A 26,260-nucleotide genomic window follows, 5' to 3' on the forward strand; every position below is an offset into this window, starting at 1 on the left:
GTTCATTTCTTTTTTGCTGTCAGTTGCAGATACTCGTTCAAGTCCTTGCAACCGTCATAGAGTGCGGAACAGTTACAGACACGTCCGCCGTAGTGTCCTTTGAGGGCTTCCAGCGTCCTCCGCCCGGCTTCGTCACGGTCGAGGAAGCAGTCGATGCGCCCGTACCCGTCTAAGTGTTTTACCGCCTTACCCACGTTGGCGACGGAGTTCAGCACAAGGCTGTCGCCTGTTTCCAATCCAAGCGTGGCAGCGGAAAGGAAGTCCATAAATCCTTCAAATAAACTGCACACGCCAGTCGGAGAACTTTCCATTTTGACCAGCGACACATCCTTCGGCGGCACGCAACCCTTGAAATAACGGCTCCGGATTTCATAGCCGCCAACCACGTTCTGGAAACCGATTGCGAAATACCGTTTTCCACGCACGCCGTAGTTCAAGCGGCAGCAGTGACGGGATGCAACGGCATAAGGGATGCCCCGTTCCGCCAGATACTCTGTTAATGGTGAGCGGAGCAGTGGGACGGCTTCCACCCCCTCAAAGGCAGGTTCGGACGGTTCCGGCAGGTACAACGGCTTTTCCGATGCGACAAACGGCATACGGGCGGTTTCCGCTATGAATCTTGCCTGCGCCATGAAGTCACCGCTTCGGGCAAACTCCCCGGCAAGCGTGAAGATGTCACCGCCCTTGCCCAAACCGAAGTCGTACCAGAGCCGTTTCGCCACGTTCACACGGAAAGAGGGCGTGCGCTCACTGCGGTACGGCGCACGATACCAAAGTTCGTTTCCGCTCCTTCGGACAGGCTCATGCCCCAACCGCGCGAGAAAGTCCGCGAGGGATATTTGCCTCATGGTGTCTATATCCGTCCGTTCCATGCCGCGTGTCAGTTGATGACGAACTTGATGCCCACCCCGAATTGGGTATGGAACTTCTTCGTGTCGCCACCCCACAGGCAACGCTCCCGGAGGTTGGCGAGCAGGGCGATACGGTCAGCCACGTAAAACTCTACATCGAGCGTCAGCGCACCGCCGTAGATGAAGGCGTCCCGGTCGTGCAGTGTCGAACCGTCATGCAGCACTTTTTCGCCCCAATTCACCGATTCATACCCGGCGAGAGCCGAAGCCCCCGCATAGACGAACACGATTTTACGGGCATCGGAAAGTATCTTGAAATAGTAGCCGCCTTCCGCCGTGAACTGCGCCACAGGTATGGCGGTGTCCTTGTACGGGTTGTTTTTCAGGAGATACTCACCTCCGAACACCCATTTGTTCCCCTTCTTCGTGTAGGTGGAGAGAGCCGCCCCGAAACTGTACCCGCCGTCGTTGCCGCCGGGTTTGAAGCCGTCCGCCAGATTCGCCCTGACCTCGATGCCCTGCATCTTCGGCAGGCATCGCTGGGCGTGCGCCTGCCCCGTGAACAGGGCAAGCGACGCGATGATTATTGCGATGTACTTTCTCATGGTCAGCGCACTTGAAGTTCGTTGATGGTATTGGCGCGCACCAAGTCCTCGTTCTCGATCACGAAGGACTGGTGACGGCCGCCGTTCTTCTCGTTCAGCTCCACCACGAGGCACTTGCCGTCGGGTATGGTGAACTTCGCCATCGTGAAGACCGTGCGTTCGCTTTTTTTGCCCGGCACGAGCGTGGCGTAGTTCTGCGCGCGGAGCGGCAGGATGATACGCTCCTGCACGGCGGTACGCTTCGCCACCTTCTTGTCCACGATTTTCCATGTGATGTAGTCCACATCGAAAGGCACGTTGCTCTGGTTCTTGATTTCCGTGTGGAAATACAGAAGCCCGTTGTGCGTGTAGATGCCTTTCAGAAGGTACTGGATGCCGAAACGCTTGCAGCCGATATGCTTCACCTCACGTTTGTTCTGCTTGTGGATGGACTTCATGATAAGGCGCACCAGCATCGGACTTTCGCTGCCTAATTCTTTCAGGTAGATTTCCTGCGCGTTGTTCGGACGGTTCACCGCCTCGCCGTCATGGATGAAGTCGCACATCTCCACGTTGAGCAGCAGCGGTTCGGCGGCGTATTTCACGTTGAAGGTGTAGAAACTCCCGTCCTCCGTGATGACGGACATGTTGGTTTCGTTCGGGAAATTCCTCACGGTAGCCTTCACACGGATGACGTTCTCCGCTCCGTCGGCTTTGCCCGCAATCAGGTCGGGCGAGCCTAAATCGACATAGCGCACCTCCGCCGGGAAGATGACATGCACGGTCTTGTCGTAGGTCACTTCCAAGCCGTGCGGGGGAACCATGCGGTCAAAGCCCAGCTTTCTCGTCAGACCGTGATACAGGTCGCCGTCCGCCTCCTTCTGCGGATAGACCTCTTTTGTCAAGGTCAGTTCTTCACTTCCGTTGGTCGTTTCAACGGTTACGTTTTCCTGCGCGTTGGCAGTTGCGATGCCCATAGCGAGGGCAAACATCATGATTACTTTTCTCATTTTACTTTGAATTTAGTGGGTTGTTGTTATTGATTGGATTTCTTATGATTATACATCAGTTCTTCTCCTGATAGAGCATGACCCTGTACCCGGCTTTCAGATGCACTTTGACGGTGCGCATCTTCTTGGCAATGTACTGGCTCGTGCCTTGTATCAGCCCCTTGCCCAAGTCGGAGGCGAGCTGCGCCCCGGCATTGGTGGAGATGTTGATGCTACTGCCGAGCGAACCGCCCATGTTGGCGGCAACCTCCCTGACGGCGTTCATCTCCATCGAGTTGGGGATGAATATGCCGGGCTGCCCGTCCGTGTCATAGACCTCCAACTCCACCGGGATAACCGTACCGTCGTGTTCCAGCGAGGTGATTTCGATGCCGAGCCGTTCACCCTGAATCTTGGCTGCGCCGACCACCACCGCATTACGGGGGATGATCCGGTCTGCTACCGCCATCGGCTCCAACAGCCGCAACCTGACCGCCTGCCCGTCCGTCACGCTCTGCGCCCCATAGACGCATGCCGGTATGGTGTTCCTGTCCGGTACGGTTGTAACGCCCACCGCCGTGTTGAAACTGCGGTTGCGTTCCTGCGAGAAGGAAGCGACAAATTCGGCATTGCTCATGGGCTGTCCGAGCGAGGACACCACCTGATGCGTCACTTGCCTGACGGGTTTTGCCGTGTTCTTTCCGGTTTTCTGCACGGGGGACGGCTCTGCGGTCTGTCCCGCTGCCGCCTGCGTGCCGTTCTGACCGCCCATGTACTTCGCCGCCAGTTCGTAGGATTTTTCCATGAGTGCCACCTGCTCGTCCATCGTGGAGCTTCTCTCTTTTCCGCTTTCCAGTTCGGATTCGAGGGTGGCGATGCGTTCCAGCAGCTCGTCCATCTCCGCATTGTCGTTCTTCGGCTGCTCGTAGAAGTTGCCGAGCGTGGCATTGAGGTCACGGTAGGCGGCTGCCGAGGACTGGATGGTCTTCGGTGCTGGCTTCACCGCCTCTTCCGTTCCGCCGGGATTGGCAAGGTCGAAGTCGCTGTCCCCATCCGCTTCCACCGTTTCGCGGTCGAACAGGTCGCCCAACTGCTGCATGGCGCGGCTGCGGTTCTCCTGCCGTTCCTCCATTGCCCCCTGCTCGTAGGCTTTCGCCTTGTCACCGATAATCCGGCGGTTCTCCTTGTCCGCATCGGGCATCTCGATGTTGTAGCCGCTTGTTCCCGGCTCCTGCTCCTTGCCGGAGGACGGGGCGAATATCAGCCACATAGCCCCGATGAATACCAGCACCATAGCGGGAAGCACTATCATTTTCTGGCGTTTCAGCCGTTGGGCTTCGGTCAGCGGCTTGCGCTCCTTTTTCGGCTTGTCGTTGCCGGGAGCCGCCTTGTTTTCGTTCTTGGGTTCATTCTTCGTCTGTTCCATATAAATAAGGTATTACATTGTGATTGTTATCCGGCTTCACGGACAGTTCCACCTGTCCGGCATGGTCTATCTCCATCCGGCTGCCGTCATTCCTGCCGATGTCATAGACGGCTTTACCGAAGGTGTAGAGGGCAAGTGCGGCGAATGCGATGAGCATCGCCAGCACGATGCGCCTGCGTGTCTTCGGCGGCAAGCCGTCCAGATACCCTTTGAGCCGTTCCACCAGCATTTTCTTTTTGTCGTGGAGTTTCCAGTACGCACTCCACAGTGATTTCTTGATTTTCTTCATGTCCGTTTACCTTTTGATGGTTTGTAAATCTTTGTTCTCGATGATGGTGAATCCCTCGATGGTGAACCCGTTGGGGTTGTCGTCCGAACGGGACGAGTTCAAGAGGCGGCACGTGGTCACGAGGCTGCGCTCTGTGACGTTGCTCTGCCGGATGATTTTCTGCGTGGCGTAGGTCACGGTGCGGTAGGGATAGCCGTTGAAGTCGCACACCACGCTGTCCACCTTCAGCACTTGGTTGATGTTACCGGCGATGATGCGGTTGTAGTACCCCTTCTCGGCGAAGTCCGAATAGTAGTTGTACACGCTCTTGTCTGCCAGCAGCAACGCACGCTTCACGTTGTGTTCTATCGCGCTCTTTTCGGGCGAGAGCGTGAAGAACAGCTCGTGGAAGCGGCGCACATGCTCCCTCGCTTCCGCCGGACGGTTCTGCGAGAGGTCCTGCGAGAGTGCCAGCATCAGCGACTTGCCGTTGTCCAGCACATAGATCTTTTCCCGCTGCCGCTCCGCGAAGCGGTAGGAACTCCACACGCTCCATACCGTTATCACTGCGCACAGCGAGAGGAAGACGATACCGAACAGGCGTATCTGCCTGAACGATGATTCGATGTTTTTGAGTGACTTGAATTCCATTTTACTTTTTCCGTTTATAATTCCACATTGATTATTTCAGCAGTTTCCCGGCACGTCCGACCATGTTGCCTGCGGTAGCACCCGCCACGCTTCCCGCCATGCCTCCGGCGCGTCCCGCCATCTGGTTCACGTTGCGCCCGTAGCCGCCCATGCCCCCGGCTTGGATGATCCAGCCCGCCACCGTCGGAATGGTGAAGTAGCCGATGATGCCGATTATCATGAACACGATATACACCCCGTCGCTGGAATCCAGCGAGAAGTTGGGGTCGGTCTGCATGCGCTCGATGTCGCTCTGGAGCATCAACACCTGAATCTTGGCGAGTATGGTGCTGAATATGTCCGACACGGGCAGCCACAGATAGACCTGAATGTAGCGGCATATCCACTGCGTGAGCGTGCTTTGGAAGCCGTCCCACACCGATATGGCGAAGGCTATCGGACCGAGTATCGCCAGCACCACGAGGAAGAAGGTGCGGATGGTGTCTATCACGAGGGCGGCGGCTTGGAACATCAGTTCCAGTATCTCGCGGAAGAAGTCGCGGATGCCCTTCTTCATCTTGTACATCCCCCGGTCGATATACATCCCCGCCATCGTCACCATGTCGGAGGGCGACCAGCCCAATTCCTCCAGTTGCTTGTCAAACTCCTCGTTGGACACGAGGTAGGCGGTTTCGGGGTTGCGCACCATCGCCTCGTATTCCAGCCTGTCCTTCTGCTCCCGGTACTTGTTCATGTCCAAAGTCTGCGTTTCGAGCAGTTTCGCCGTACCCTGCACGACGGGCGAGAGGACGCTGTTTATCGTGCCAAGCACCACCGTAGGGAAGAACATGATGCACAGACCGACGGCAAAGGGACGGAGCATCGGGAAGACGTCTATCGGTTCGGCTCTCGCCAACGACTGCCATACCCGGTAGGCGACATAGAAGAGCGCGCCCAGCCCGGCGATGCCTTTCGCCACGCCCGCCATGTCGGCGCACAGCGGCATCATCTGCTCGTAGAGCGAGCGGAGAATCTGGTGAAGGTTGTCGAACTCCATAGGCTACCAGTATCTTTCGTTCATGCTCCCGTACAGCCCCATGATGCGGTCAAGGTCGTTTTTCTTCTTCGCACGCAGGTAGCTCACGCTGATATTCTTGTTGGTGTAGTAGCTCACGAGGTTGCGGTAACGCTTCATCTTGGAGTGGCAGCGTTCCACCACGTCCATGCGCTCCTTGTCCGTCATGGAGAGCGTGGTGATGTTCACCACGTTCTTCAACTCCGTAAGCACGTCATTGGATTCCTCCAGCAGCTTCGTGTACCCGAAGGCGATGGCTCCGAGTTCCTCCACCGTGAAGTTGTCGTCGCGCAGCATCTTCTGGAAGCTGGTCACGTAGATGTCCGTGATGTCGCCTACCATCAGTATGGTCTGCTGCACCTTGCGGGCGTCCTTGACCAGATTGTTCACGGATTTGAGGGCGTCGTAATACTTCTTGCCCTGCTCGTAGATTTTCACCGTTTCCTGAAAGTTATTCACCATGTTCGTGGCGGTCTTCGAGGTGTGGATGATGTTCTTCGAGGCATTGATGATGCCCTGCGCCAGATTGCCCGGATCGCTCACGACCCATTGGGCGGAAGCCCTGCCCGCGAGAAGCAGGCACAGGCAGATGACGAATGTTATTCTTGTTCTCATGTTTCTTTGGATTTTAGCGGTTCTTATTTTCCTGCCGGAGTTTCCGGCTGCGGCTTCACACGCACGTAGTCCCCGTTCGGTGAGAAGGTCAGCACGTCGGTGGCTTCGTTATACGCCACGTCGATGCGGAAGCCGGTGTTCATGAACAGGTTGCCGTTCTCCTCCTGCAAGAGGTAGGTTTCCGGTTTCAGCCTGCGGCGGATGCCGCTCCGTTTGAATACCGTCACCTTGTAGGCTTCGCCCTCCTTGTAGATAAGCACGTCGGGCTTGCCCTCCACGCTTTCCCAATTCCCGCACAGCAGGTCGCGGCGGTTCTCCGCCACGTCGCAGGATTGCAGCACCATGACCGCCAATCCGATCAGACACTTGCTGACTTGCAGCATCTTCATTCTTGATATGCTCATACGCTTTTCTTTTTTCGTTGATAAATCTGTTTTACCGATTATTGATTACTTACTGCTTGTTTCTCCGTCTTTCGGCAAGCTGTCGGATGGCGGCTTCGATGTCGCCGCCCAATTGCTCCGCCAGACGGTACACCTCCACCTTTTCCGTTTCCTCGGTGGTGTACGCCAGATACTCTTCCGCGCTCACCTCGGTGGCATAGACCGCCGACTGCGTGCCGCCCAAGCCTATCCACACCTCCTTGTAGAGCCGTGAGGGGTTGTTCGCCATGTTGATGGAGAGTATCTGCGACTTCTCCTTCTCCGTCAGTCCGAGCAACGCCTGAATCTGGTCGAACTTGTTCATGTACTTGCGCTGGTCAAGCAGGATTTTACAGTCCGAGTTGTTGATGATGCTCTCCTTGACGACGGGCGAGGAAATGATGTCGTCCACCTCCTGCGTCACCACGATTGCCTCACCGAAGTATTTGCGCACCGTCTTGTACATATAGCGCAGGTAATCAGCCATGTTCGCCGACGAGAGAGCCTTCCAAGCCTCTTCCACGATAAGCTGCTTTCTCACACCTTTCAGACGCCGCATCTTGTTGATGAAGGCTTCCATGATGATGATGGTCACTACCGGGAACAGTTCGCGGTTGTCCTTGATGGAATCGATCTCGAAGACGATGAACCGTTTGCCCAGCAGGTCGATGTTCTCCGCCGAGTTGAGCAGGAAGTCGTAGCGTCCGCCCCGGTAATACTGCCGCATGGTGGTGAGCATGTTGTCGATGTTGAAGTCCTCCTTCTCCACCTTGATGTCGCGTTCCGCCAGTTCCCTGCGGTAGTCGTCGCGCATGTACTCGTAGAAGGTGTTGAACGAGGGGACGATGCTCCGGTCAGCCCTGATGCGCTCGATGTAGGCACTCACGGCACTGCCCAATTCCCCGCTTTCGGTTTTCGTCACCTTGTCGTCCTCCGACTTCCAGAGCGTCAGCAGCAGCGTCTTTATGCTGTCCTTTTTCTCCACGTCGAACACGTAGTCGTCGGTATAGAACGGGTTGAAGCTGATGGGCTTCTCCTCCGTGTAGGTAAAATACACGCCGTCCGTGCCGCCCGTCTTGCGCCGTATCATCTCGCATAGCCCTTGATAGGAGTTTCCCGTGTCCACCAATACCACATGCGCGCCCTGCTCGTAGTATTGCCGCACGAGGTGGTTCATGAAGAACGACTTGCCACTGCCCGAAGGACCTAATACGAACTTGTTACGGTTCGTGGTGATGCCCCGCTTCATCGGCAGGTCACTGATGTCGAGGTGCAGCGGTTTTCCCGTGAGCCTGTCCACCATCTTGATGCCGAAGGGCGAGAGCGAGCTGCGGTAGTTGGTTTCCTCCGTGAAGAGGCACACCGCCTGTTCGATGAAGGTGTGGAAACTCTCTTCCGCCGGAAAGTCCGCCGCGTTGCCGGGCATAGCCGCCCAATAAAGTGTCGGGCAGTCGATGGTGTTGTGGCGCGGCACGCACTCCATGCTTGCCAGCTGGCTGCCCACGTCGTTCTTTATGTGCTTCAGCTCTTCCGCGTCGTCGCTCCACGCCATGACGTTGAAGTGCGCCCGCACCGAGGTCAGCCCGTAGGAGTGCGCCTCGTTCAGGTAGCGGTCTATCCACTCGCGGTTGATGCTGTTGCTCCGGCTGTATCGGGATAACGACTGCATATTCCTTGCGGACTTCTCGAATTTTTGAAGGTTCTCCTCGCTGTTGTCGATAATCACGTACTGGTTGTAAATGTGGTTGCAGGAGAGCAGCAGCCCCACCGGGGAGGCGAAGGAGAGGCGGCAGTCCGAGCGGTCGGTGGAGAGTTTCTCATACCGTGTGTCGGTAGCCACCGTGCCGGGAAGGTCTTCCGCGTCGGACAGGGTGTGCAGGCACAGGCGATTGTCGCCGATGCGCATCTCCCGTGCCGAGAGGTCTATGTCCTGTAACGTGGCGTCGCCTTCGGGCATGAGCGAGAAGTAACGCTCTATCAGTCCGGCTTTGCCGTCTGTCCCCACGATCTCGTCGGTGGAGAGGCGGCGCAGCCTGACAAAGCCGCTGTCGTTGATGATGCGCTCGAACTGTTCCGCAGCCTCCATGAACTTCGCGGCTGTTTCCTTGTCCAGTTCCTTCGGGATGATATGCCCCCGGCACAGCGTGCTGAAATTGCTCTGCATCCGGTTACGCTCCTTCGTCGTCTTGGTCAGGTAGAGGTAGCACGTGTGCTTCAGGTACGGTCGCTCGTTGAAGTGCCGCTCGAAAGAGCGGCTCAAAAAACTCATGTCGTCCTTGTGAAGTTCCGGCGTGTACTTCTCCTTGATGAACCAGTCCTGCTTGTGGACGACGGAGAAGTCCGGCAGCACCTTGATCGCCTTGCACCAGCAGCCGTGTATAGCCTCGTACTCCGCACCCGTCACGGTATAAAGCTCCGGCAGTTCCACCTCGAAAGCCACCGTGATGTCGGCGTCTTTGGAGATGATGCAACCTTGCTCCACCGCCAATAGCGGGAACTTGTTTTCCAGTGTTGTCATTTTGGATGTATTCCTCATGTCGTTTCTTCCTTTCGTTTCCGTTTGAATAATCGGGTGATCCGCCGCCGGTTGATAAGGTATCGGGGATGGCTCCTTGTTGCCCCTAATTTCATCAGTCCGTGTTCGCCGTACCGGGCGTTCAGCGCGAAGGTCTGCCATACGAGGATGGAAGACGATGCCACGCCGAAGCCGATACATACCCACTGGTCGATGCCGACCATGTAGAGGATGACGAACAGGACGAAGAGAGCCAGCAGACCTCCGCAGAAGATGAAGAGGTACTGAGCCTTCAAACCCTTGAACTCTACCGGACGGCCGATACCCTTGTTTATCGGGTATTCAGCCATACATTGTTTATTAAAGGAAGAATGAGCGCAGGATGGTGGCGGCGACAATCAGGAAGATGCACGCCCCGAACCACGAGGCGGCAGTCTTGGATGTGTCGGGATCGCCGGACGAGAATTTCCCATACACTTTCACGCCCCCGATAAGCCCGACTACCGCGCCGATGGCGTAGATGAGTTTCGTGCCGGGGTCGAAGTACGAACTCACCATAGAGGTGGCTTCGTTGATGCCCGCGATGCCGTTTCCCTGCGCGAAGGCGGAGGCGGTTGCGGCAACCAGAAGTGCCGCAGAGAGGATAAGTTTCTGTCTGTTGTTCTTGTTCATAAACTGTTCTTGTTTTGTGCCGTCCAAAGGGTGGATGGTCCTTTGTCGGGCGGTTGATACTCGATTACTTTACTTTGGTTTAGTGGGTTGCCCGTTTGTTTCTACGGACTTGGGTGTGTCCGTTGCGAATTGGCTGTACCTTGTACCGCCGTGCGCGTGGGTGATGCCGTCTTACGTTTTCATTCTCATTCTTTTTTAGTCGTTATACATAGTTGCGGATGTCGAAGTTCTCAATACTGTCCGGGACGACAAAATCCTTTTTCGGTTTATTCTTCTTCAGCCGGATTTCGATAAGTCCCTTGATGCGGATGCTCATTTCAGACGAGCCGGTCATCAGCTTCTCGTACAGCTCCGTCCCTTCCATGTCGGTGAAGACCTTTGCCGCCCGCTCCCGTTCCGTCGTTGTCGCTTCCGGGTTCTTGGCGGTTCTGACCGCATCGTCTATCTCGTCGAAACTGCTTCCCGATGCCCTCGGCGCGTCGGGCGTTTCTTCCTCCGGCTCGTCCTCCCCGAACTCCAGTTCCGAAGGCGTGAGGCTCGTGAAGGTTTCGTCGAGTTTATCCTCCGGGACTTGTGCGGGACGGGACACGGTTTCCGTGTTTCCGTCGTCAAAAGTAGTCTCTTCCTCCGTCAGCTCAATGCCTTTTTCCGAAGTGGCGGCTTCTTGCGTCGGTATGGCAGCGGTTGTCCGGGGCGATGCCATCCTGAAACGGCTCTTGCCGATGATGTCCGGGGTGTCTGCGGGCGGTGTGTCCCTTACCGTTTCGGGCTTTGCCGCCGTGCCGCCCAACGACCGCCACACTCCGGCTATGCTTCTTAGGAAGCGGACAAGTCTGGTTTCCATGATCCTGTCATAAAGGAGCAGGAACAGGAACCACAGGTTGCAGCCGACCGATACGGTCAGCAGAATATCAGTCATGCTTATTGTTTCACTCATGCACGTTCTCTTTTTGAGGGTTAAAATACTGCGTCGTAATTCTGGGCGTAAAGGCTCTTTATCGCCTCCTCGCACTGGTTGAAGTGGTGCGTAAGCACATGGTCGATGTAGGCGGACAGCGACAATTTGTCATGCCCGATCACACGGGTGATGCGCATGATGCGGTCGTGGTACTCCGGACGCACATACGCCATCTTTCCCTCGCGTGCCTTCACTTCGGCTTCACGGATGAACAGCCGTTCATAGTCCTTTTCACCGCATTTGCCGCCTAACGGCACGGGGGATAGGATTTCCACACTCGCCTGCACTTGGGCAAGCATACCGCCGCCGTCATGCTGCGGACTTCTGTTTTTCTGGTTCTTTTCCATATTCAAATCAAGTCTTCACGTTGTTTCTTGTACAGTTCGTTTATTTTCTCCTTGTGCTGTTCCAGATGTTGGCGCAGCACGGTGTCCACGTAGCCGCCTACCGAGATTTCACGCCCGGCGATGTCGTTCACGATTTTGAGAATCTTGCTGTGGACATCGCGGCTGATATAGACGCACTGGCGCGTCTTTATCTCGTTGCGGCGGAGGAACAGCCCGGAATAGTCGTCCTCCTGCCGTTTGCGGCGGACAGTGTCCCTCTGCGGTTTTTCCTTTGCCGTGTATTGCGCGGGCGGCGGTTCCGTTTCAGGGACGCTTTTTTCTTCGGGAGCAGGCGCGGGCGGCTCCTGCGCGTGGTACAGGGTCCCGTCCTGCCTGCGTCTGCCGATGGAGGCTATCAACAGTTCCTCGTCAATGCCTTCGGTGTTCACTTTCCTGCTGCCCATGATTATTGAGGTCTGATGATACGGCTTATCTCTTCCGAGAACTCACGGATGCCGCTCCCTTTCAGCAGGGACGCATCCATCGGGAAGATGGTCGAGCGGAACACGCTCTTGCGCTCTTCCGAGAGGTCGCGCCGGAACTTCTTGCTGTCGGGCAGGCGGGTGGACAGCACCGGCAGCCCCATCTCGGCGATCACATCCTCATACAGGTCGTAAAGCCCGTTCTTCTCCCTGCCGTCCACCATCGTCCAGAACAGGTACAGCCCTTTTGTTTTCGCCTGTCCCGTCGTCATGAGGTTGTCACGGAACATCACAGCGAATTGCAGGGTGCTTTCCACGACAAAACGGTCGGCACTCATGGGCGCGAAGATGTAGTCCATCTGCGAGAGGGTCTTGACCACGCCGTTGCTTTTCAGGGTTCCCGGCATGTCGAAAAACACGATGTCGGGTTTCACCTCTTCTTCGGCAAGCATCCTTTCGGCATCATCGAGGGCGTTAAGGGCGTCGCTTGCGATGACCGGGTAGGCGTTCTTCCTTATCTTGCGGAAGTGGTCACACGCGAGTGCCTTGAAATAGAGGCTCCCGCCGATAAGTCCCGTTTCACGTTCACGCAACCCGTGTATGCTGTGCTGCGGGGTGTCGCAGTCTATGACTGCGACATTGTGTCCTTTCACGTTGTGGAGGTAGTTGGCGGCAAGTGCCGTGACGGTGGATTTGCCGATACCCCCTTTCTGTGTTGCGAATGCAACGAATGTTTCATTACTCATGGTTCTGTTGGTTTTAATGGTTGATGAATTGTTTTCCTGCTCCGATACGGAATCGGTGACATGTATATCCGCGTCCGCGAATCTCTGACTGTCCGGTTCGTCACGTATCCGCTTCAACGGTGGGGCAGGGATTCGGATAACTGATGAATGACGACATTGCGTCATGAAGTCATTGAATCCGTGAATCACCGCGTCATTGTAAAACCGGGTATCCGAAGGTTCGGGTATCCGGTCAGGCAAATAGCCGCCGAAGCGGTTTGCCGGGTATTTGAAAGCCTCATTTTTCATATCTTCAAATCGTTCGTTTCTTGAATCATGCTGCAAATAAACAAGGATATTTTTGAACCTGTATCACTTCCCCGACAAGTGGCGGCATGTTGCGCCGGTTGGCACTGATTGTCCGGGTCAAGCCTCTGTCCGATACCGCTTTAAGGGCGTAACTTTGCACCCGAACGGCAGGGTTCGCCGCAGGTGGCGCAGCCCGGAGTTTGAAAGGCATTCCCCCAATCCGGCCCCGACGGATTTTTATGTTCGCCTGAACATAGCAAGATGTCTTTTCAGCCGCTCAAAACGTTTTGAGCAGCCACGAAAAGCACTTGCCCTTGCAGGGGGCGGGCTTCCTCTCCGAAGTCGGGAAGCTTTTCAAACCTGCGGTGTCTGTGACCCCAAGCGGCGGCTTATGCCGTCCATCCGCTAAATCCAAAGTTTATATGAAAGAGAAAAGAAACAAGACCGGGAGAAATCCCAAACTTGATCCGGCGGTATTCCGCTACACCGTCCGTTTCAACGAGGAGGAACACAACCGTTTCCTCGCCATGTTCGAGAAGTCGGGCGTTTACGCCAAGTCGGTTTTCATCAAGGCGCACTTCTTCGGGCAGCCGTTCAGGGTGCTGAAAGTGGACAGGACGCTGGTGGATTACTACACCAGACTGTCCGATTTCCATGCGCAGTTCCGCGCGGTAGGCACGAACTACAACCAAGTCGTGAAGGAACTCAGGCTGCATTTTTCCGAGAAAAAGGCAATGGCGTTGCTCTACAAGCTGGAGCAACAGACCGTCGAACTCGTGAAACTGAGCCGTCAGATTGTGGAACTTTCAAGGGAAATGGAGGCGAAATGGTCGCAAAAATCAGTGTAGGAAAGTCGCTGTACGGCGCACTTGCCTACAACGGGGAAAAGATCAACGAGGCGAAAGGGCGTCTGCTCACCACCAACCGCATCTACAATGACGGCACGGGGACGGTGGACATACGCAAGGCGATGGAGGGTTTTCTCGCCTGTATGCCGGAGCATACGAGGGTGGAGAAACCGGTACTCCATATCTCGCTCAACCCGCATCCCGACGATGTGCTGACCGATACGGAATTGCAGGACATCGCACGCGAGTATCTGGAAAAACTCGGCTACGGGGACCAGCCGTATCTTATTGTAAAGCACGAGGACATAGACCGCCACCACCTGCACATCGTGACAATCAATGTGGACGAGAAAGGCAGGCGGCTCAATCAGGATTTCCTTTTCCGCCGCAGCGACCGCATCCGGCGGGAACTGGAACAAAAGTACGGGCTGCACCCGGCGGAACGTAAGAATCAACGGATAGAGAACCCTCTGCGAAAGGTGGACGCTTCGGCGGGCGACGTGAAAAGGCAGGTCGGGAATACCGTCAAGGCTCTGAGTGGACAGTACCGTTTCCAGACGATGGGCGAATATCGCGCCCTCCTTTCCTTATATAATATGACGGTGGAGGAAGCGCGGGGAAACGTGTGCGGGCGTGAGTATCACGGGCTGGTCTATTCCGTCACCGATGATGCCGGGAACAAGACGGGCAACCCGTTCAAGTCCTCGCTTTTCGGGAAGTCCGCAGGCTATGAAGCCGTGCAGAAGAAGTTTGCCCGTTCCAAGCAGGAGATTAAGGACCGGAAACTCGCCGACATGACAAAACGCACCGTCCTTTCCGTGCTTGAAGGCACGTATGACAAGGAGAAGTTCGTTTCGCGGCTCAGGGAGAAGGGTATCGACACCGTGCTGCGCTACACGGAGGAAGGGCGCATCTACGGAGCCACGTTTATCGACCATCGCACGGGCTGCGTGCTGAACGGCTCGCGCATGGGCAAGGAACTTTCCGCCAACGCTTTGCAGGAACACTTCACGCTGCCTTATGCCGGACAGCCACCGATTCCGCTTTCCGTTCCGGTGGAAACAGTAGAGGATATGCGCGAACAGACAGCATCCGACCACGAGAACACGGCGGGAGGTATCGGTCTGCTCACTCCCGAAGGTCCGGCTGTGGATGCCGAGGAGGAAGCCTTTATCCGGGCGATGCAGCGCAAGAAGAAAAAGAAAAGGCGCAAGGGTTTGGGAATGTAATCGAGGTATCAACATCAAAATTTTTCAATCTATGTCACAACAAGAAGACGATTTGAGGGCATTGGCGAAAATCATGGATTTTCTGCGTGCCGTGAGTATTATTTTAGTGGTCATGAACGTGTACTGGTTCTGCTATGAAGCCATACGGCTCTGGAGCGTGGACATCGGCGTGGTGGACAGAATCCTGATGAATTTCAACCGCACGGCGGGGCTGTTCCGTTCCATCCTCTACACGAAACTGTTTGCCGTCCTCCTCCTTGCCCTGTCCTGTCTGGGAACGAAGGGCGTCAAGGGAGAGAAAATTACTTGGGGACGGATCTGGACGGCTCTTGCCGCAGGGTTCGTACTGTTCTTCCTCAACTGGTGGATACTGGCGTTGCCGCTACCGGTTGAAGCGGTGACGGGGCTTTACGTGCTGACCGTAGGCACGGGCTATGTATGCCTGCTGATGGGCGGTCTGTGGATGAGCCGCCTGTTGAAACACAACCTCATGGATGACGTGTTCAACAACGAGAACGAGAGCTTCATGCAGGAAACACGGCTCATCGAAAGCGAGTATTCGGTCAATCTGCCCACCCGCTTTTATTACAGGAAACGTTGGAACAACGGCTGGATTAACGTAGTGAATCCCTTCAGGGCTTCCATCGTATTGGGTACGCCGGGCAGCGGAAAGTCATACGCGGTGGTAAACAATTTTATCAAGCAGCAGATTGAGAAGGGCTTCTCGATGTATGTTTACGACTTCAAATTCAGCGACTTGTCCACGATAGCCTATAATCATCTGCTCAACCACCCGGAGGGATACAAGGTGAAGCCGAAGTTCTACGTGATAAACTTCGATGACCCGCGACGCTCGCACCGTTGCAATCCCATTCACCCGGACTTCATGGAGGATATTACGGACGCTTACGAAAGCGCGTACACCATCATGCTCAACTTAAACAAGAGTTGGGTGCAGAAGCAGGGCGACTTCTTTGTGGAATCGCCCATCATCCTCTTCGCGGCTATCATCTGGTATCTTAAAATTTTCCAAAATGGCAAGTATTGCACGTTCCCCCATGCCATCGAGTTCCTGAACCGCCGTTACGAGGATATCTTCCCGATACTGACATCTTACCCGGAATTGGAGAACTATCTCTCACCGTTCATGGACGCGTGGCTCGGAGGGGCTGCCGAGCAGTTGATGGGGCAGATTGCATCGGCGAAAATCCCGCTGTCACGCATGATTTCCCCGCAGCTCTATTGGGTGATGTCGGACAGTGAGTTCACGCTGGACATCAACAATCCCAAAGAGCCGAAAATACTCTGCGTGGGCAACAATCCGGACCGTCAGAACATTTACGGGGCGGCTCTCGGTCTGTATAATTCCCGTATCGTGAAGCTCATCAACAAGAAAGGGATGTTGAAGTCGTCAGTTATCATCGACGAGCTTCCGACGATATATTTCAAGGGGCTGGACAACCTTATCGCCACCGCACGAAGCAACAAGGTTGCCGTATGTCTGGGATTTCAGGATTTCAGCCAGTTGGTGCGTGACTACGGGGACAAGGAGGCGAAAGTGGTGATGAACACCGTCGGCAATATTTTCTCCGGTCAGGTGGTGGGCGAAACCGCCAAGACGCTCTCGGAACGGTTCGGAAAGGTGTTGCAGAAACGGCAGTCCATTTCCATCAACAGGCAGGATGTTTCCACCTCCATCAACACGCAGATGGACGCGCTTATCCCGCCGAGCAAGATTTCCGGCTTGACGCAGGGAATGTTTGTCGGTTCGGTGTCCGACAACTTCAACGAACGTATAGAACAGAAGATTTTCCACTGTGAGATTGTCGTGGATGCCGAGAAGGTCAAGCGCGAGGAGAAAGCCTACAAGCCGATACCCGTAATTACTGACTTCACGGACGAGGATGGCAAAGACTGCATGAAGGAAACAGTGCAGGCGAATTACAGGCGTATCAAGGAGGAGGTGAAACAGATTGTCGCCGACGAGCTGGAACGCATCGCGGGTGACGAAAATCTGAAACATCTGTTGCAGCAGAAATAGTATATCCGTTTATATATGGAAAATCCGTAGCCGACGACCGGTTACGGATTTTTATTTTCAGATTGGAGATGCTTGTTGATGGTGGTAATGACAAGCATGAGCAGATAGTTTTTCAGTTCTGTATCATCTTTTAGTAGTATGCTGTATTCTTCGGCGAAGATTCTCAACAGTCGGATTCTGAGTTTCGACATTTCCTCACCGAAAGGTATCTGCCGGTTTTCTTTCCAATACTCTATTGTTATAGAAGACGCCAACCATTTGAACTCCGCTTTCATTTCCTTGCGGAGTTTCTTGAAACGGGTTTGCTCGGTGACAGGCGGGTCATTGTATGGCATCATATCAACCGGGTCATAAATGGATATGCAACCGATGCCGTAATCCATGATTACAGGCAAGTCTGCATCTGAATCTTTCTTATGTTTCTTCTTAGCCATCCTTCCTGTTGCCTTTTGACAAAATGATTTTTCCAGCTTCAGTAAGCCTGTATTTTTGGTTGCGGTGCTTGGGATTTTCCGGATGGGTTTGTTCGACAAGTCCCTCTCTCAATGCAGGATTTAGGTAACTGGTAAGGAAATTATCACGTCCCCTCAAAGATAAACGCTCCATGATTTCTTTCAACGGCAAAATATCATTTCCCAAAGCTGATACAAGCGACATTACTTGTCCTGCTACTTGTCCTGCTACTTGTCCTGTTTCTTGTCCTGTTTCTTGTCCTGCCACCTTATATCTGAAGACAAGTTTCACTTCATTGGTTGTTATTTGATATTCAGGCTCCGGCAAATTAACCTTTTGACATTCTTCTATTATGAGATTTATGCCGCGTCCCCAGCTCTCCAATACTTTTCGCACATAAAGCGTGTCTGCAATTAAAGGATTATGGGGCTTTGAACCATGTTCGGATTTGATTTTATTCATATCCCATTCGGACGGAAACGAACCGGGATTCTCTATTTCAACACGGTCATCATAGATGGCTATGGCTACCGAACCTCCAATATCACGGTAACTCCTGTGACATAGGGAGTTGATTACAGCTTCTCGTATAGCCTTATGCGGTATTTCCAAATGTTCCTCACGCTCCAATGCGTCCGTTGTTCCGGATAATGAAAGATGTCTGAACACAAAAGCCATTGCCTCGTCAAGCAGATGGAACAAGTTCCCGTGTACCCGTTTGTTGTCTATAAATACGGTTTTGTCTGTACCTCTGAATCGGGCAAGTCGCAGCAAGTTCTGCGGATAATGTACCAGTTTCTTTTTGGCGAACAATACGGCGGCTGCATTTTTAAGTACACCGCCTTCAAGAAGATTCAGTTTTTCAAGTATGATAGGAACTTCGTCACCTGTCGATTCGGGTAAACGTCCGTACTCTATTCCTAAACGTACCGTCTTGTGGATTTCCTCTTCATCCAAATCCGTAATCTTCAAATCGGTATTCGGGTAGGTTTCCCAGCTATGCCAGACTTTTTCATGCTGCAAAAGAAGTTCATTATACTTTGATTGTGGCATCGTTGTGGTCGCACTTTCCACCCGCATATATGGTCTTCCTTTATAGCAGAACGGACGGTTGAGCCTTGAATCTTCAACACGAAAAACAATTACTTTCTTCTCACTGTCCGGCAGCGGTGCATAAGATATTTGTACCATTGCCACAGGCTCCAACCGGTTGATCGCGTCCGCTATATCCCTCTTGGTCTTGTCGCTCACGTCTTGTCCGATGATTTTTTCCTTGTCGGTAACACCGAACAATACCGTGCCGCCTTCTCCGTTAAGGAAAGCGCAAAGCGTTTCCATGCCACGCTCCAACTGTCCGGTGGTTTCCTTGAACTCCACCCGTCCGCATTCTTTTTCGGCTATCAGCCGTTTTACTATGTCGAGGTTGTCTATGCTCATATACAATTCTGTAAGGTGGGTACAAAGATAGTGCTTTTCGCTGGTTTTCGGGCGAATAGATAACGAAATGTATCTGCACGGCAGGTACAAAACCTACAAAAAATCAGAGAGTGGCATAACGTCACCCCCTGATTCATCATTGGTACAGGATTATTTTCTCAAACGTTCCATTTCCTCGTCGCGGAGCATCTTCTCGTTCAGTTTCTCCTGCATCCTGTCAAGGAAGTAGGTGCGGCTTTCGTTCTTCCGTCGTTTGATGTCGATATAGAAGCGGTAGCAGTCCTTTGATTCGACACCGAAAATCTTGTAGAGGAGCGGGGCGAGCTGTTTGAGCGGCATGTTGCCGTTATTGATGCAGCCCATCTCGTTGATGCCGTAGATAAGTTCCACGAGGTCGATGGCGTTGCCCGTCCATTGCAGGGGTGAGGCGGGATTTTCGGTTGTGTTGTCGGAGGATGTACGGATGGGGATTAGTGGTGACACTTGGGGAGCGGCAAGGAACTTCTGCATCTTCCTAACGAAAGAGAGTGCCTTGCTGATGTAGGCTGCAACCTCCCTCTTTTCTTCGGGAAGATTGCGCACGGGATGGTGCTGCAACTCGATTTCAATGTAAGCCAGCGCGATGATGGTGCGGGTGGTGTCCACATTGCCGTTGCATAGTTCGATCACTTGCGTGGCGAAAGCCGTGTATGCCGTTTCCATATTGCAGTCCCCGGCTTCGTTTATACGGCGGAAGAACTCTGTTTCCGTCAATAAGAAATAATTCATGTCCTGTCAATTTTGAAATTTTACACTCTGTTTTTTCGGTATGCGCACATGAATATGATTGGCAAAAAGCGTGTCCATAAAATAAAAAATCCGGCACGCTCTCTGCAAGGTGCTGGATTTCAGAGTGATAATTTCGCGATTTATTTATCTGAAAGGAATTGTATTCAGCTTAAAGTGTTCATTTACTGAACATTCGTCCATTTTATGGACATCAAACGCACGCTTTATAGATATGGCGGACCACTCCGTTGCGGTACACCTTCTGTGAGGTCAGCGTCCATTGTTCCTGCGGCAAGGCGGATTGGAAGAAACGCTTTCCCGTTCCGGCAATGAAAGGAATCGTGTAAAGTATGATTTCATCCACCACACGCATACGCAGCAGCCCGTTGATGTAGTCCGCTTTTTCAGGAGTGACTTCCGCCAGATAGCAGATGTCTGTTGTGGATTTCCGCCATTCGTCAAGCATGGAGATGGAATAATCCGGTGTGATATGATAAAGGGCGTTTTCCCTTATCTCATTGATGCCGCAATCTTCAAGGCGCAGTTCCTTATACGCTTTGCAATATAACTCGGAGCTTTGACAACCGTCTATCGTGAGGACGGCAAGAATCTGTACTTTACCCATTATCGTTTCCTTTCGTTGGGCAAGGGCAAAAAAGTAGCGTGCAAATCACACTACTTTCAAGCGACGGCTCTGGTAAAGCCTTTTACGGAGAGTACGTGAATGCACGCTATGCGTAGGCATAGCATAAGCATCACGCAATCGTCTCCGTAGTGTCAATTTACCAGATTTTCGCTCGAAACGCCTTGCGGTCTTATGTTATATATAGGCGGCAAAAGGCTCTGCCAGTCGCCGTTACCTTCTAATATGTCATGCAAAGATAGCCATTTTCAGCGAATTGCGGGCTATGGTTGCTCAAATTTATACTTCAATCCATATTCTTCCAGTTTATTATAGAGTGTTGTCCTGCCTATAGCAATTCGGCAGCAACCTTCCGGTTCCCGCCAGCCTGCTTCAAAGCACGTATAATCCGCTCTTTATCTTCCTCTTCGTTGCGTAGGGAGAAGCCGACAACAGAGGTTGTTTCGGTTATTCCAAGTTCCAGATGCTCTTTCGTGACAAGTCCCGTCTGAGCCTGCAACACCGCACCCATGATTTTCTGCCGAAGTTCGCGCACGTTACCCGGCCATGAATGGATCAGTAACACTTTCCGCGCTTCGGAACTGAAGCCACTAACATTGCATTCCAATTCCTTATTGGCAATCTCACGGAAGAACTCCGCCAGCGGCATGATGTCCTCCTGACAGTCACGTAAGGGCAGAACGGTTATCTCGAAGTCATGTAGGCGGTATAACAAATCCTGTCGGAAACGCTTTTCATTGACCGCCTTTTCCAGATCCTCGTTGGTGGCGGCGATGATGCGGACGTTGAAACTGCGGTCGGACTTGTCGCCAACGGGACGGAACCGCCGTTCCTGTATGGCACGGAGTAACATCTGTTGGGTTTCCGGTGCGAGATTACCCACTTCATCCAAAAACAATGTGCCGCCTTCCGCCTCGTGGAAATAGCCTTTCTTTGTGTTTTCAGCACCAGTGAACGCTCCTTTAACGTGTCCGAAGAACGCCGATGGCGCAAGTTCTTTGGTGAGTGAGCCGCAGTCCACCGCCACGAAAGGCTTGCCTGAACGCTTGCTTTTATCGTGCAGTAGATGGGCAATATGCTCTTTGCCAGTACCGTTCTCCCCGAATATCAGTACGCTCATGTCGGTAGGAGCTACCAGCCTTATCCGGTGCATGATTTTCTGAAAGGCTGAACCGTCACGGGCAAATACGGGCATGCGGCTTCGCCCGATATTCCGCTCTTTCAGTATGGTGCGGAGCAAAGGCACGAGTTTGTCCTCCACGAGTTGCTTGGGTATGTAGTCCAGCGAACCGAGTTTCATGCTTTCAACCGCCGTATGTACTTCGGCATAGTCGGTCATGATGATGAACGGCTGCGTCATGCCTTCTTTGCGCATCCAGCGCAATAGGTCGATGCCGTCACCGTCAGGCAAACGCAAATCAGAAACTACTATATCATTGTCAGCGGCTTGTTGCAGAAGTTTCTTCGCTGTCGAGAGGTGGAAAGCCTGCACGGTACGGAATTTCTCCCGTGCCAGCAGGTTGCAGACAAACTCGCAATATACGATGTTGTCCTCCACCACGATGATTTTTGTTTTATCCATTTTCGTATTTTCTCCTTTCTTCTTTTGCCAGCCGGATTATCTCCGAACCCTTATCCAATACGGCAGTCACGGCGTTGTTCAATGCTTCATAATCGGGAACGGCACTCCCATGAAGCTGTTTATAAAGTTCCCTTAATGGTTGGTCGGCACGCAGTATCTCCCACGAACTACGTAGGTGGTGTGTCAGGGCGTCCAGTTCTTGAAAGTCTTTCCGTTGTTCCCCATCCCTGACCGACTGCATTTCCTTTTCGGTTTCCGCTATCAGTTTATCCAACATGACGGATTCATTGCCGTAAGACAGTAGGGAGGAGAAATCAGGCTTTTCATTTTGTTTACCTTTCATGGCGCACTTGTCGGAAACTTCCATCAGCTCCGATATGGAAAACGGCTTGAGAAGGCAATCAGAAAATCCACGTTCTAAAAGTTCCTCTCTGTTGCAACTGCCCGAAGCGGTTGTTACAATAATCGGAATGATCCTTGAATTGCCCACATTGGAGGTGCGTAGCAGTTCCAACAGCTCGAAGCCGTTTATATCCGGCATATTCAAATCGGTCAGAAGCAGACTGTATTCTTTCCGGCGTATCATTTCCATCAGTTCCGCCGCATTGGTACAGGTATCGCAATGTATCCCTTCTTGTGCATACATTTCTTTCAGCATTAGGAGAAGTACCTTGTCATTGTCGATGGCAACAATATCATGGAGTGTTCGGTTATGATGAATCTGTGTTTTATTTATCCGTTCCGGCAATTCCTCGGCTGACTGCATGGGTATCTCCACCGTGAAACGGCTGCCCTTGCCTTTCTCGCTCTTCAGCTGGATTGTGCCGCCGAGCATTGTCACAATGCGCTGAACAATGGAAAGACCTAATCCGAAGCCGTCCTTTGCGGCAGCGTTTGACAAACGTTCAAACGCACCGAACACACGTTGCTGTTCCTCTTCGGTCATACCCGAACCCGTATCTTTGACGATAAGTTTCAGCATACCGTTATCATACCCCATTGTCAGAGAAACGGCACCGTTCTCAGTGAACTTGATGGCGTTTGACAGCAGGTTATTTCCAATTTGTAGAATGCGTTCCTTATCGGTCAGTACAACAGCATCCGTGTGATTCGTCACAGTAAGAGCAAGTCCCTTGTTTATGGCAATTGGCATAAACTCTGATTCGAGCGTATGCGCTATTGATGAAATCCTACACGTGGAGAAATTAGGTTGTTCCTTGCCGTCGTCCAGCCGGAAGAAACTCAGAAGAGTATTAAGCATTTCACGCATACGGTCGGAGGATTGCTGAATATTTCGGATATACATCCCGGTTTTATCCGCATTGAAGTTTTTTTGTATCAGTCCGGCATAGCCCGTTATTGCAGTCAGCGGTGTGCGTAATTCATGGGTAATGGTATGTACGGCTTTCTTGCGGGAGGTTATCAGTGCCTCGTTTCGCTTTGCCATTTGTTGCAGTCGCTCGATTAAATCTGCGGTTTCCTGTTTATATCGCTTGATGCGGTTGGCATTTCGGTGTATGATGATATATGATATGACCAGTAGCAGTATAACGAACCCTGTCAAGCCCCCAATCTGAATGAACGACCGTTCCCGCATGGCTGTTATCTCGGCTTCCCGCTTTTGTAGGTCAGTTTGTACTTTCCCGTCTATTTGAACAACCAGTCCTTGCAGTTGCCTGTTAAGTTCCGCATTTCGTGCGGCAAGGCTATCGGCATGAACCGATAAGCGGCGGCTTTGCGCCTGTTGTTCGGTTCTCATATTCCGGTTAAAGGAACGGTGCATCGTGGTAGTCACAGTTGGTTTCGCTTCTTCCTTTTTGCCGAAGATGCCCAAGAAACCTTTGCGCTTGGACTTCTTGGGCTGTTCCTGCACACTCTTCTGCACGATTACAGGTACTTGACTGGTTATCTTATCGTTGATGGCTTGTTGTTGTTCAAGTATTTGAACGATTTGGCACATCTGCCGTTCCTTATCTTCGAGAAGATGGCGTACGCTGTCTATACGCTCTGCCGGATAGGTAGCTTTGAAACGGCAGAGCATACTATCCATTGCCATACGCTGTGCATGGTAATGTTCGATATCTTTATCGTTCCATTCCAGTATTGTTTCACCAAATAGAGAAAATTTTATCATTTGAATATTGATATTGTTTATCTCTTTTCGGAACTCGTCTATTTTTTTATTGTCAAGTTCTAATGCTTCTATCTCCTGCCATTCATAGAAGCTATTATATGCTATACATCCGATAAGAACGGAGATAAGTATATACCCCAACCGTATTGTCTTATAGAAATTCCTGGATCGTTCCATTATTTTGATGATACTGATTTTTCAAACATGAATAAAAGTTTATCCTTTTCTTCCATACGGGTATTATCAGAATAACCGCCTTTTGTTATTTGATACCCACACGGCTTAACCATAAAAGTGCCTAAGCCTTTAGTGTATGAACTTACTTCTGAAGCATAGTCTTTACTTGTATTTAATGGAACTTTCCCTTCAATAAGACACCACTCTTTATTACAACTGATACCTTTAATCTCAGACATCATTTTTTGCAGATCTGTAATAGCTTTGGAACTTGCTACTTGTGGTATCTGTAACTCAAAATAGAGCATCGGTTCGAGAATATCCACTCCTGATTGTTGCAAAGCCAACCTGAAGACATAAGGAGACAATTGTCTAAAATCGGCAGGGGTACTTATCGGACTATAATAAAGGGCATAAGTAAAGGTTACTTTCAAATCCGTCACTTCCCATCCATGCAATCCCGATTGGCAAGACATACGGATTCCTTCAAAAACGGCATTTTGAAAAGAATGGTTCAGATAACCAAAGGAGATTTCACTTTCGATTTGCACCCCTGACCCTATCGGTAAAGGTTCCAGAGTCAGTCCTATTGAGGCCCAGTAAGGGTTGGGAGGGACTTCGATATGGATAATCTTATTCACCTTCTTTTTAGGTCGTTCTTTGTAGATAGTCTTGATTTCATCAAAATGGGTCTTTACGGAGAATCGTTCTTCCAGCAATGTTTGTATGATTTCTTTTTGGGTTAAACCATATAACGAGATTTCCAATTCATCACTATATGAATTTATGGAAAAGGACAGAGACGGGTCTTCAATAAACAATACATTTAGAGCGGATATCAACTTGCTTCTCTCTTCGGGCTTGTCTGGTCGGACAGAAGATTTGAGGGCGGGATGCTGATGAGATAATCCTTGAATCAGACAAGGTTTAACACCTAAATAATCTCCGATTCTTAATTCTTCTATATCTTCTATAATTGCGATATCATTAGCAACCACTTCATCAACATTTATCTCTTTGCCCTGATAAATGGTTTTTAGATTTTTAATCTTGATGAATTTTTCCGAATCATTGACTTTTATAACGGTTCGAAGTCTCAGACTTCCGTCAATAATTTTTAGAAAACTTCTTTTATGCCCTTTGGGGTCATGTTCTATTTTATAAAGATAAGCTGAAAGTCTATTTGGGACTGATGCCGGAGGAAATATAAAAGAAATGATGGCGTCTAACAACTCATTGATGCCAATATTGCACATTGCTGATCCATGCAAGACCGGATAGGCTTTGGCTTTTGCCACAAGAGCGATTATCGCATTCCAATAATCTGCCGGTAAGATTTCTTTATCCGCCAAATATAGTTCTAATATATCGTCGTCATGGTTGCATACAAATTCTTTGTGTTCTGCCCTTATATCTGTTGAGGTGCAAATCGGGTAAACTACTCCATCGACAACCGTTTGCATAAACAAGACGTCTTGCGACAGATTTGTTTTTATGTCCAGATATAAACGCTCAAGATTTACGCCGGCACGATCAATCTTATTGATAAATATAATTGTCGGGATTTGCAGTTTTTGCAAAGTCTTGAACAGCAACTTTGTTTGTGCTTGTATGCCTTCCTTTGCCGATAATATGAGGACTGCTCCATCAAGCATTTTGAATGTCCGCTCCACCTCTGCAATAAAATCCATGTGTCCCGGAGTGTCAATGATATTGCATTTCACACCATTCCAAACAATAGATGTCGTAGAAGCCCGAATAGTAATTCCTCTACGTTTTTCTATATCCATAGAGTCTGTTATGGTGTCACCTTTATCAACACTGCCGCGCTTTTCCGTTGCTCCGCAGGCAAATAGCAGATTTTCGGTTACGGAAGTTTTTCCTGCATCAATGTGAGCAAGAATTCCTAAATTTATAATGTTCATTTGATTAAGCAATAATATACTACAATAGATGCATTGCCGAAACGCACCTTTTAATACCTCCTCGTAGCATGTGGAAAACTACAGGATTCTTAACTCGTATTAATATGTATATTATTACTGCCGCATAATTGAACGCAAATTTACGAAAAAAAAGTTCCCTGACAAAAGCACAAAGA

General features: G+C 51.6%; 25 protein-coding genes and 1 pseudogene. 3 read left to right on the top strand and 23 right to left on the bottom strand.

Annotated features, from left to right (window positions below):
- Positions 1–2: 2 nt before the first annotated feature.
- The 16 genes from CZ225_RS10270 to CZ225_RS10345 all read right to left on the bottom strand — a co-directional run bounded on the left by CZ225_RS10270 (position 3) and on the right by CZ225_RS10345 (position 12,847).
- Positions 3–872, bottom strand: a complete 870-nt coding sequence (locus CZ225_RS10270) for a toprim domain-containing protein (RefSeq protein WP_007366501.1) — start codon at positions 870–872, stop codon at positions 3–5.
- A gap of 8 nt (positions 873–880) precedes the next feature.
- The gene (locus CZ225_RS10275; protein ID WP_007366502.1) at positions 881–1,456 is read right to left on the bottom strand and encodes a conjugal transfer protein TraO; all 576 of its coding nucleotides are present in this window, start codon (positions 1,454–1,456) and stop codon (positions 881–883) included.
- Between the two features lie 2 nt (positions 1,457–1,458).
- Positions 1,459–2,445, bottom strand: a complete 987-nt coding sequence (gene traN / locus CZ225_RS10280) for a conjugative transposon protein TraN (protein ID WP_007366503.1) — start codon at positions 2,443–2,445, stop codon at positions 1,459–1,461.
- Positions 2,446–2,500: 55 nt separating this feature from the next.
- Entirely contained in the window at positions 2,501–3,850 is a 1,350-nt protein-coding gene (gene traM / locus CZ225_RS10285) for a conjugative transposon protein TraM (RefSeq protein WP_007366504.1), read from the bottom strand.
- The gene (locus CZ225_RS10290) at positions 3,831–4,139 is read right to left on the bottom strand and encodes a TraL conjugative transposon family protein (RefSeq protein ID WP_007366505.1); all 309 of its coding nucleotides are present in this window, start codon (positions 4,137–4,139) and stop codon (positions 3,831–3,833) included. The genes traM and CZ225_RS10290 overlap by 20 nt, the downstream gene beginning before the upstream one ends.
- A 6-nt stretch (positions 4,140–4,145) precedes the next feature.
- On the bottom strand, positions 4,146–4,769 hold the full coding sequence (traK, locus tag CZ225_RS10295; RefSeq protein ID WP_007366506.1) for a conjugative transposon protein TraK: 624 nt from the start codon (positions 4,767–4,769) through the stop codon (positions 4,146–4,148).
- A gap of 31 nt (positions 4,770–4,800) precedes the next feature.
- Positions 4,801–5,805, bottom strand: a complete 1,005-nt coding sequence (gene traJ / locus CZ225_RS10300; RefSeq protein WP_007366507.1) for a conjugative transposon protein TraJ — start codon at positions 5,803–5,805, stop codon at positions 4,801–4,803.
- A 3-nt stretch (positions 5,806–5,808) separates the two neighbouring features.
- Positions 5,809–6,438 (bottom strand): DUF4141 domain-containing protein, encoded by a 630-nt coding sequence (locus tag CZ225_RS10305; RefSeq protein WP_007366508.1) that lies wholly within the window; start codon positions 6,436–6,438, stop codon positions 5,809–5,811.
- Positions 6,439–6,461: 23 nt separating this feature from the next.
- Positions 6,462–6,842 carry a DUF3876 domain-containing protein gene (locus CZ225_RS10310; protein ID WP_007366509.1) on the bottom strand — a complete coding sequence of 127 codons (381 nt, stop codon included), beginning with the start codon at positions 6,840–6,842 and terminating at the stop codon, positions 6,462–6,464.
- A 49-nt stretch (positions 6,843–6,891) separates the two neighbouring features.
- Entirely contained in the window at positions 6,892–9,396 is a 2,505-nt protein-coding gene (locus tag CZ225_RS10315) for a TraG family conjugative transposon ATPase (protein ID WP_005850488.1), read from the bottom strand.
- Positions 9,393–9,725, bottom strand: coding sequence for a DUF4133 domain-containing protein (locus CZ225_RS10320; protein ID WP_007366512.1), 333 nt, complete (start codon positions 9,723–9,725; stop codon positions 9,393–9,395). The genes CZ225_RS10315 and CZ225_RS10320 overlap by 4 nt, the downstream gene beginning before the upstream one ends.
- Positions 9,726–9,735: 10 nt before the next feature.
- Positions 9,736–10,047 (bottom strand): DUF4134 domain-containing protein, encoded by a 312-nt coding sequence (locus CZ225_RS10325; protein ID WP_009016663.1) that lies wholly within the window; start codon positions 10,045–10,047, stop codon positions 9,736–9,738.
- 202 nt (positions 10,048–10,249) lie between these two features.
- Complete coding sequence (locus CZ225_RS10330; RefSeq protein ID WP_007366514.1) at positions 10,250–10,984, bottom strand: hypothetical protein; 735 nt, start codon at positions 10,982–10,984, stop codon at positions 10,250–10,252.
- Between the two features lie 20 nt (positions 10,985–11,004).
- Complete coding sequence (locus CZ225_RS10335) at positions 11,005–11,352, bottom strand: DUF3408 domain-containing protein (protein WP_028899187.1); 348 nt, start codon at positions 11,350–11,352, stop codon at positions 11,005–11,007.
- Positions 11,353–11,354: 2 nt separating this feature from the next.
- Positions 11,355–11,795, bottom strand: a complete 441-nt coding sequence (locus CZ225_RS10340; protein WP_007366516.1) for a DUF3408 domain-containing protein — start codon at positions 11,793–11,795, stop codon at positions 11,355–11,357.
- 2 nt (positions 11,796–11,797) lie between these two features.
- Complete coding sequence (locus CZ225_RS10345; RefSeq protein ID WP_007366517.1) at positions 11,798–12,847, bottom strand: ParA family protein; 1,050 nt, start codon at positions 12,845–12,847, stop codon at positions 11,798–11,800.
- Between the two features lie 422 nt (positions 12,848–13,269).
- On the opposite strand from CZ225_RS10345, the gene mobA reads away from it, so the two are divergent.
- The 3 genes from mobA to mobC are packed head-to-tail and all read left to right on the top strand — an operon-like array spanning position 13,270 to position 16,965.
- Positions 13,270–13,695, top strand: coding sequence for a conjugal transfer protein MobA (mobA, locus tag CZ225_RS10350; protein ID WP_005944180.1), 426 nt, complete (start codon positions 13,270–13,272; stop codon positions 13,693–13,695).
- Complete coding sequence (mobB, locus tag CZ225_RS10355) at positions 13,674–14,924, top strand: conjugal transfer protein MobB (protein ID WP_007366518.1); 1,251 nt, start codon at positions 13,674–13,676, stop codon at positions 14,922–14,924. The genes mobA and mobB overlap by 22 nt, the downstream gene beginning before the upstream one ends.
- 31 nt (positions 14,925–14,955) lie before the next feature.
- The gene (mobC, locus tag CZ225_RS10360) at positions 14,956–16,965 is read left to right on the top strand and encodes a conjugal transfer protein MobC (RefSeq protein ID WP_007366519.1); all 2,010 of its coding nucleotides are present in this window, start codon (positions 14,956–14,958) and stop codon (positions 16,963–16,965) included.
- A gap of 41 nt (positions 16,966–17,006) precedes the next feature.
- On the opposite strand, the gene CZ225_RS10365 is transcribed toward mobC, so the two are convergent.
- The 7 genes and pseudogenes from CZ225_RS10365 to tet all read right to left on the bottom strand — a co-directional run bounded on the left by CZ225_RS10365 (position 17,007) and on the right by tet (position 26,084).
- Positions 17,007–17,399: a hypothetical protein gene (locus CZ225_RS10365; protein WP_007366520.1), complete on the bottom strand. Its 393-nt coding sequence runs from the start codon at positions 17,397–17,399 to the stop codon at positions 17,007–17,009.
- On the bottom strand, positions 17,392–18,855 hold the full coding sequence (locus tag CZ225_RS10370) for an ATP-binding protein (RefSeq protein WP_007366521.1): 1,464 nt from the start codon (positions 18,853–18,855) through the stop codon (positions 17,392–17,394). Before CZ225_RS10370 ends, CZ225_RS10365 begins: the two co-directional genes overlap by 8 nt.
- Before the next feature lie 150 nt (positions 18,856–19,005).
- Entirely contained in the window at positions 19,006–19,623 is a 618-nt protein-coding gene (locus CZ225_RS10375; RefSeq protein ID WP_007366522.1) for an RteC domain-containing protein, read from the bottom strand.
- Between the two features lie 211 nt (positions 19,624–19,834).
- On the bottom strand, positions 19,835–20,248 hold the full coding sequence (locus CZ225_RS10380) for a dihydrofolate reductase family protein (RefSeq protein WP_007366523.1): 414 nt from the start codon (positions 20,246–20,248) through the stop codon (positions 19,835–19,837).
- A gap of 281 nt (positions 20,249–20,529) precedes the next feature.
- A pseudogene (locus tag CZ225_RS10385) lies at positions 20,530–21,848 on the bottom strand (sigma-54-dependent transcriptional regulator).
- Complete coding sequence (locus CZ225_RS10390; protein ID WP_007366525.1) at positions 21,841–24,159, bottom strand: hybrid sensor histidine kinase/response regulator; 2,319 nt, start codon at positions 24,157–24,159, stop codon at positions 21,841–21,843. The pseudogene CZ225_RS10385 and the gene CZ225_RS10390 overlap by 8 nt, the downstream one beginning before the upstream one ends.
- On the bottom strand, positions 24,159–26,084 hold the full coding sequence (gene tet, locus CZ225_RS10395; RefSeq protein WP_007366526.1) for a tetracycline resistance ribosomal protection protein: 1,926 nt from the start codon (positions 26,082–26,084) through the stop codon (positions 24,159–24,161). Before tet ends, CZ225_RS10390 begins: the two co-directional genes overlap by 1 nt.
- Positions 26,085–26,260: the final 176 nt, after the last annotated feature.

The sequence above is a fragment of the Bacteroides bouchesdurhonensis genome, from assembly GCF_900155865.1.
GTDB lineage: Bacteria > Bacteroidota > Bacteroidia > Bacteroidales > Bacteroidaceae > Bacteroides > Bacteroides bouchesdurhonensis.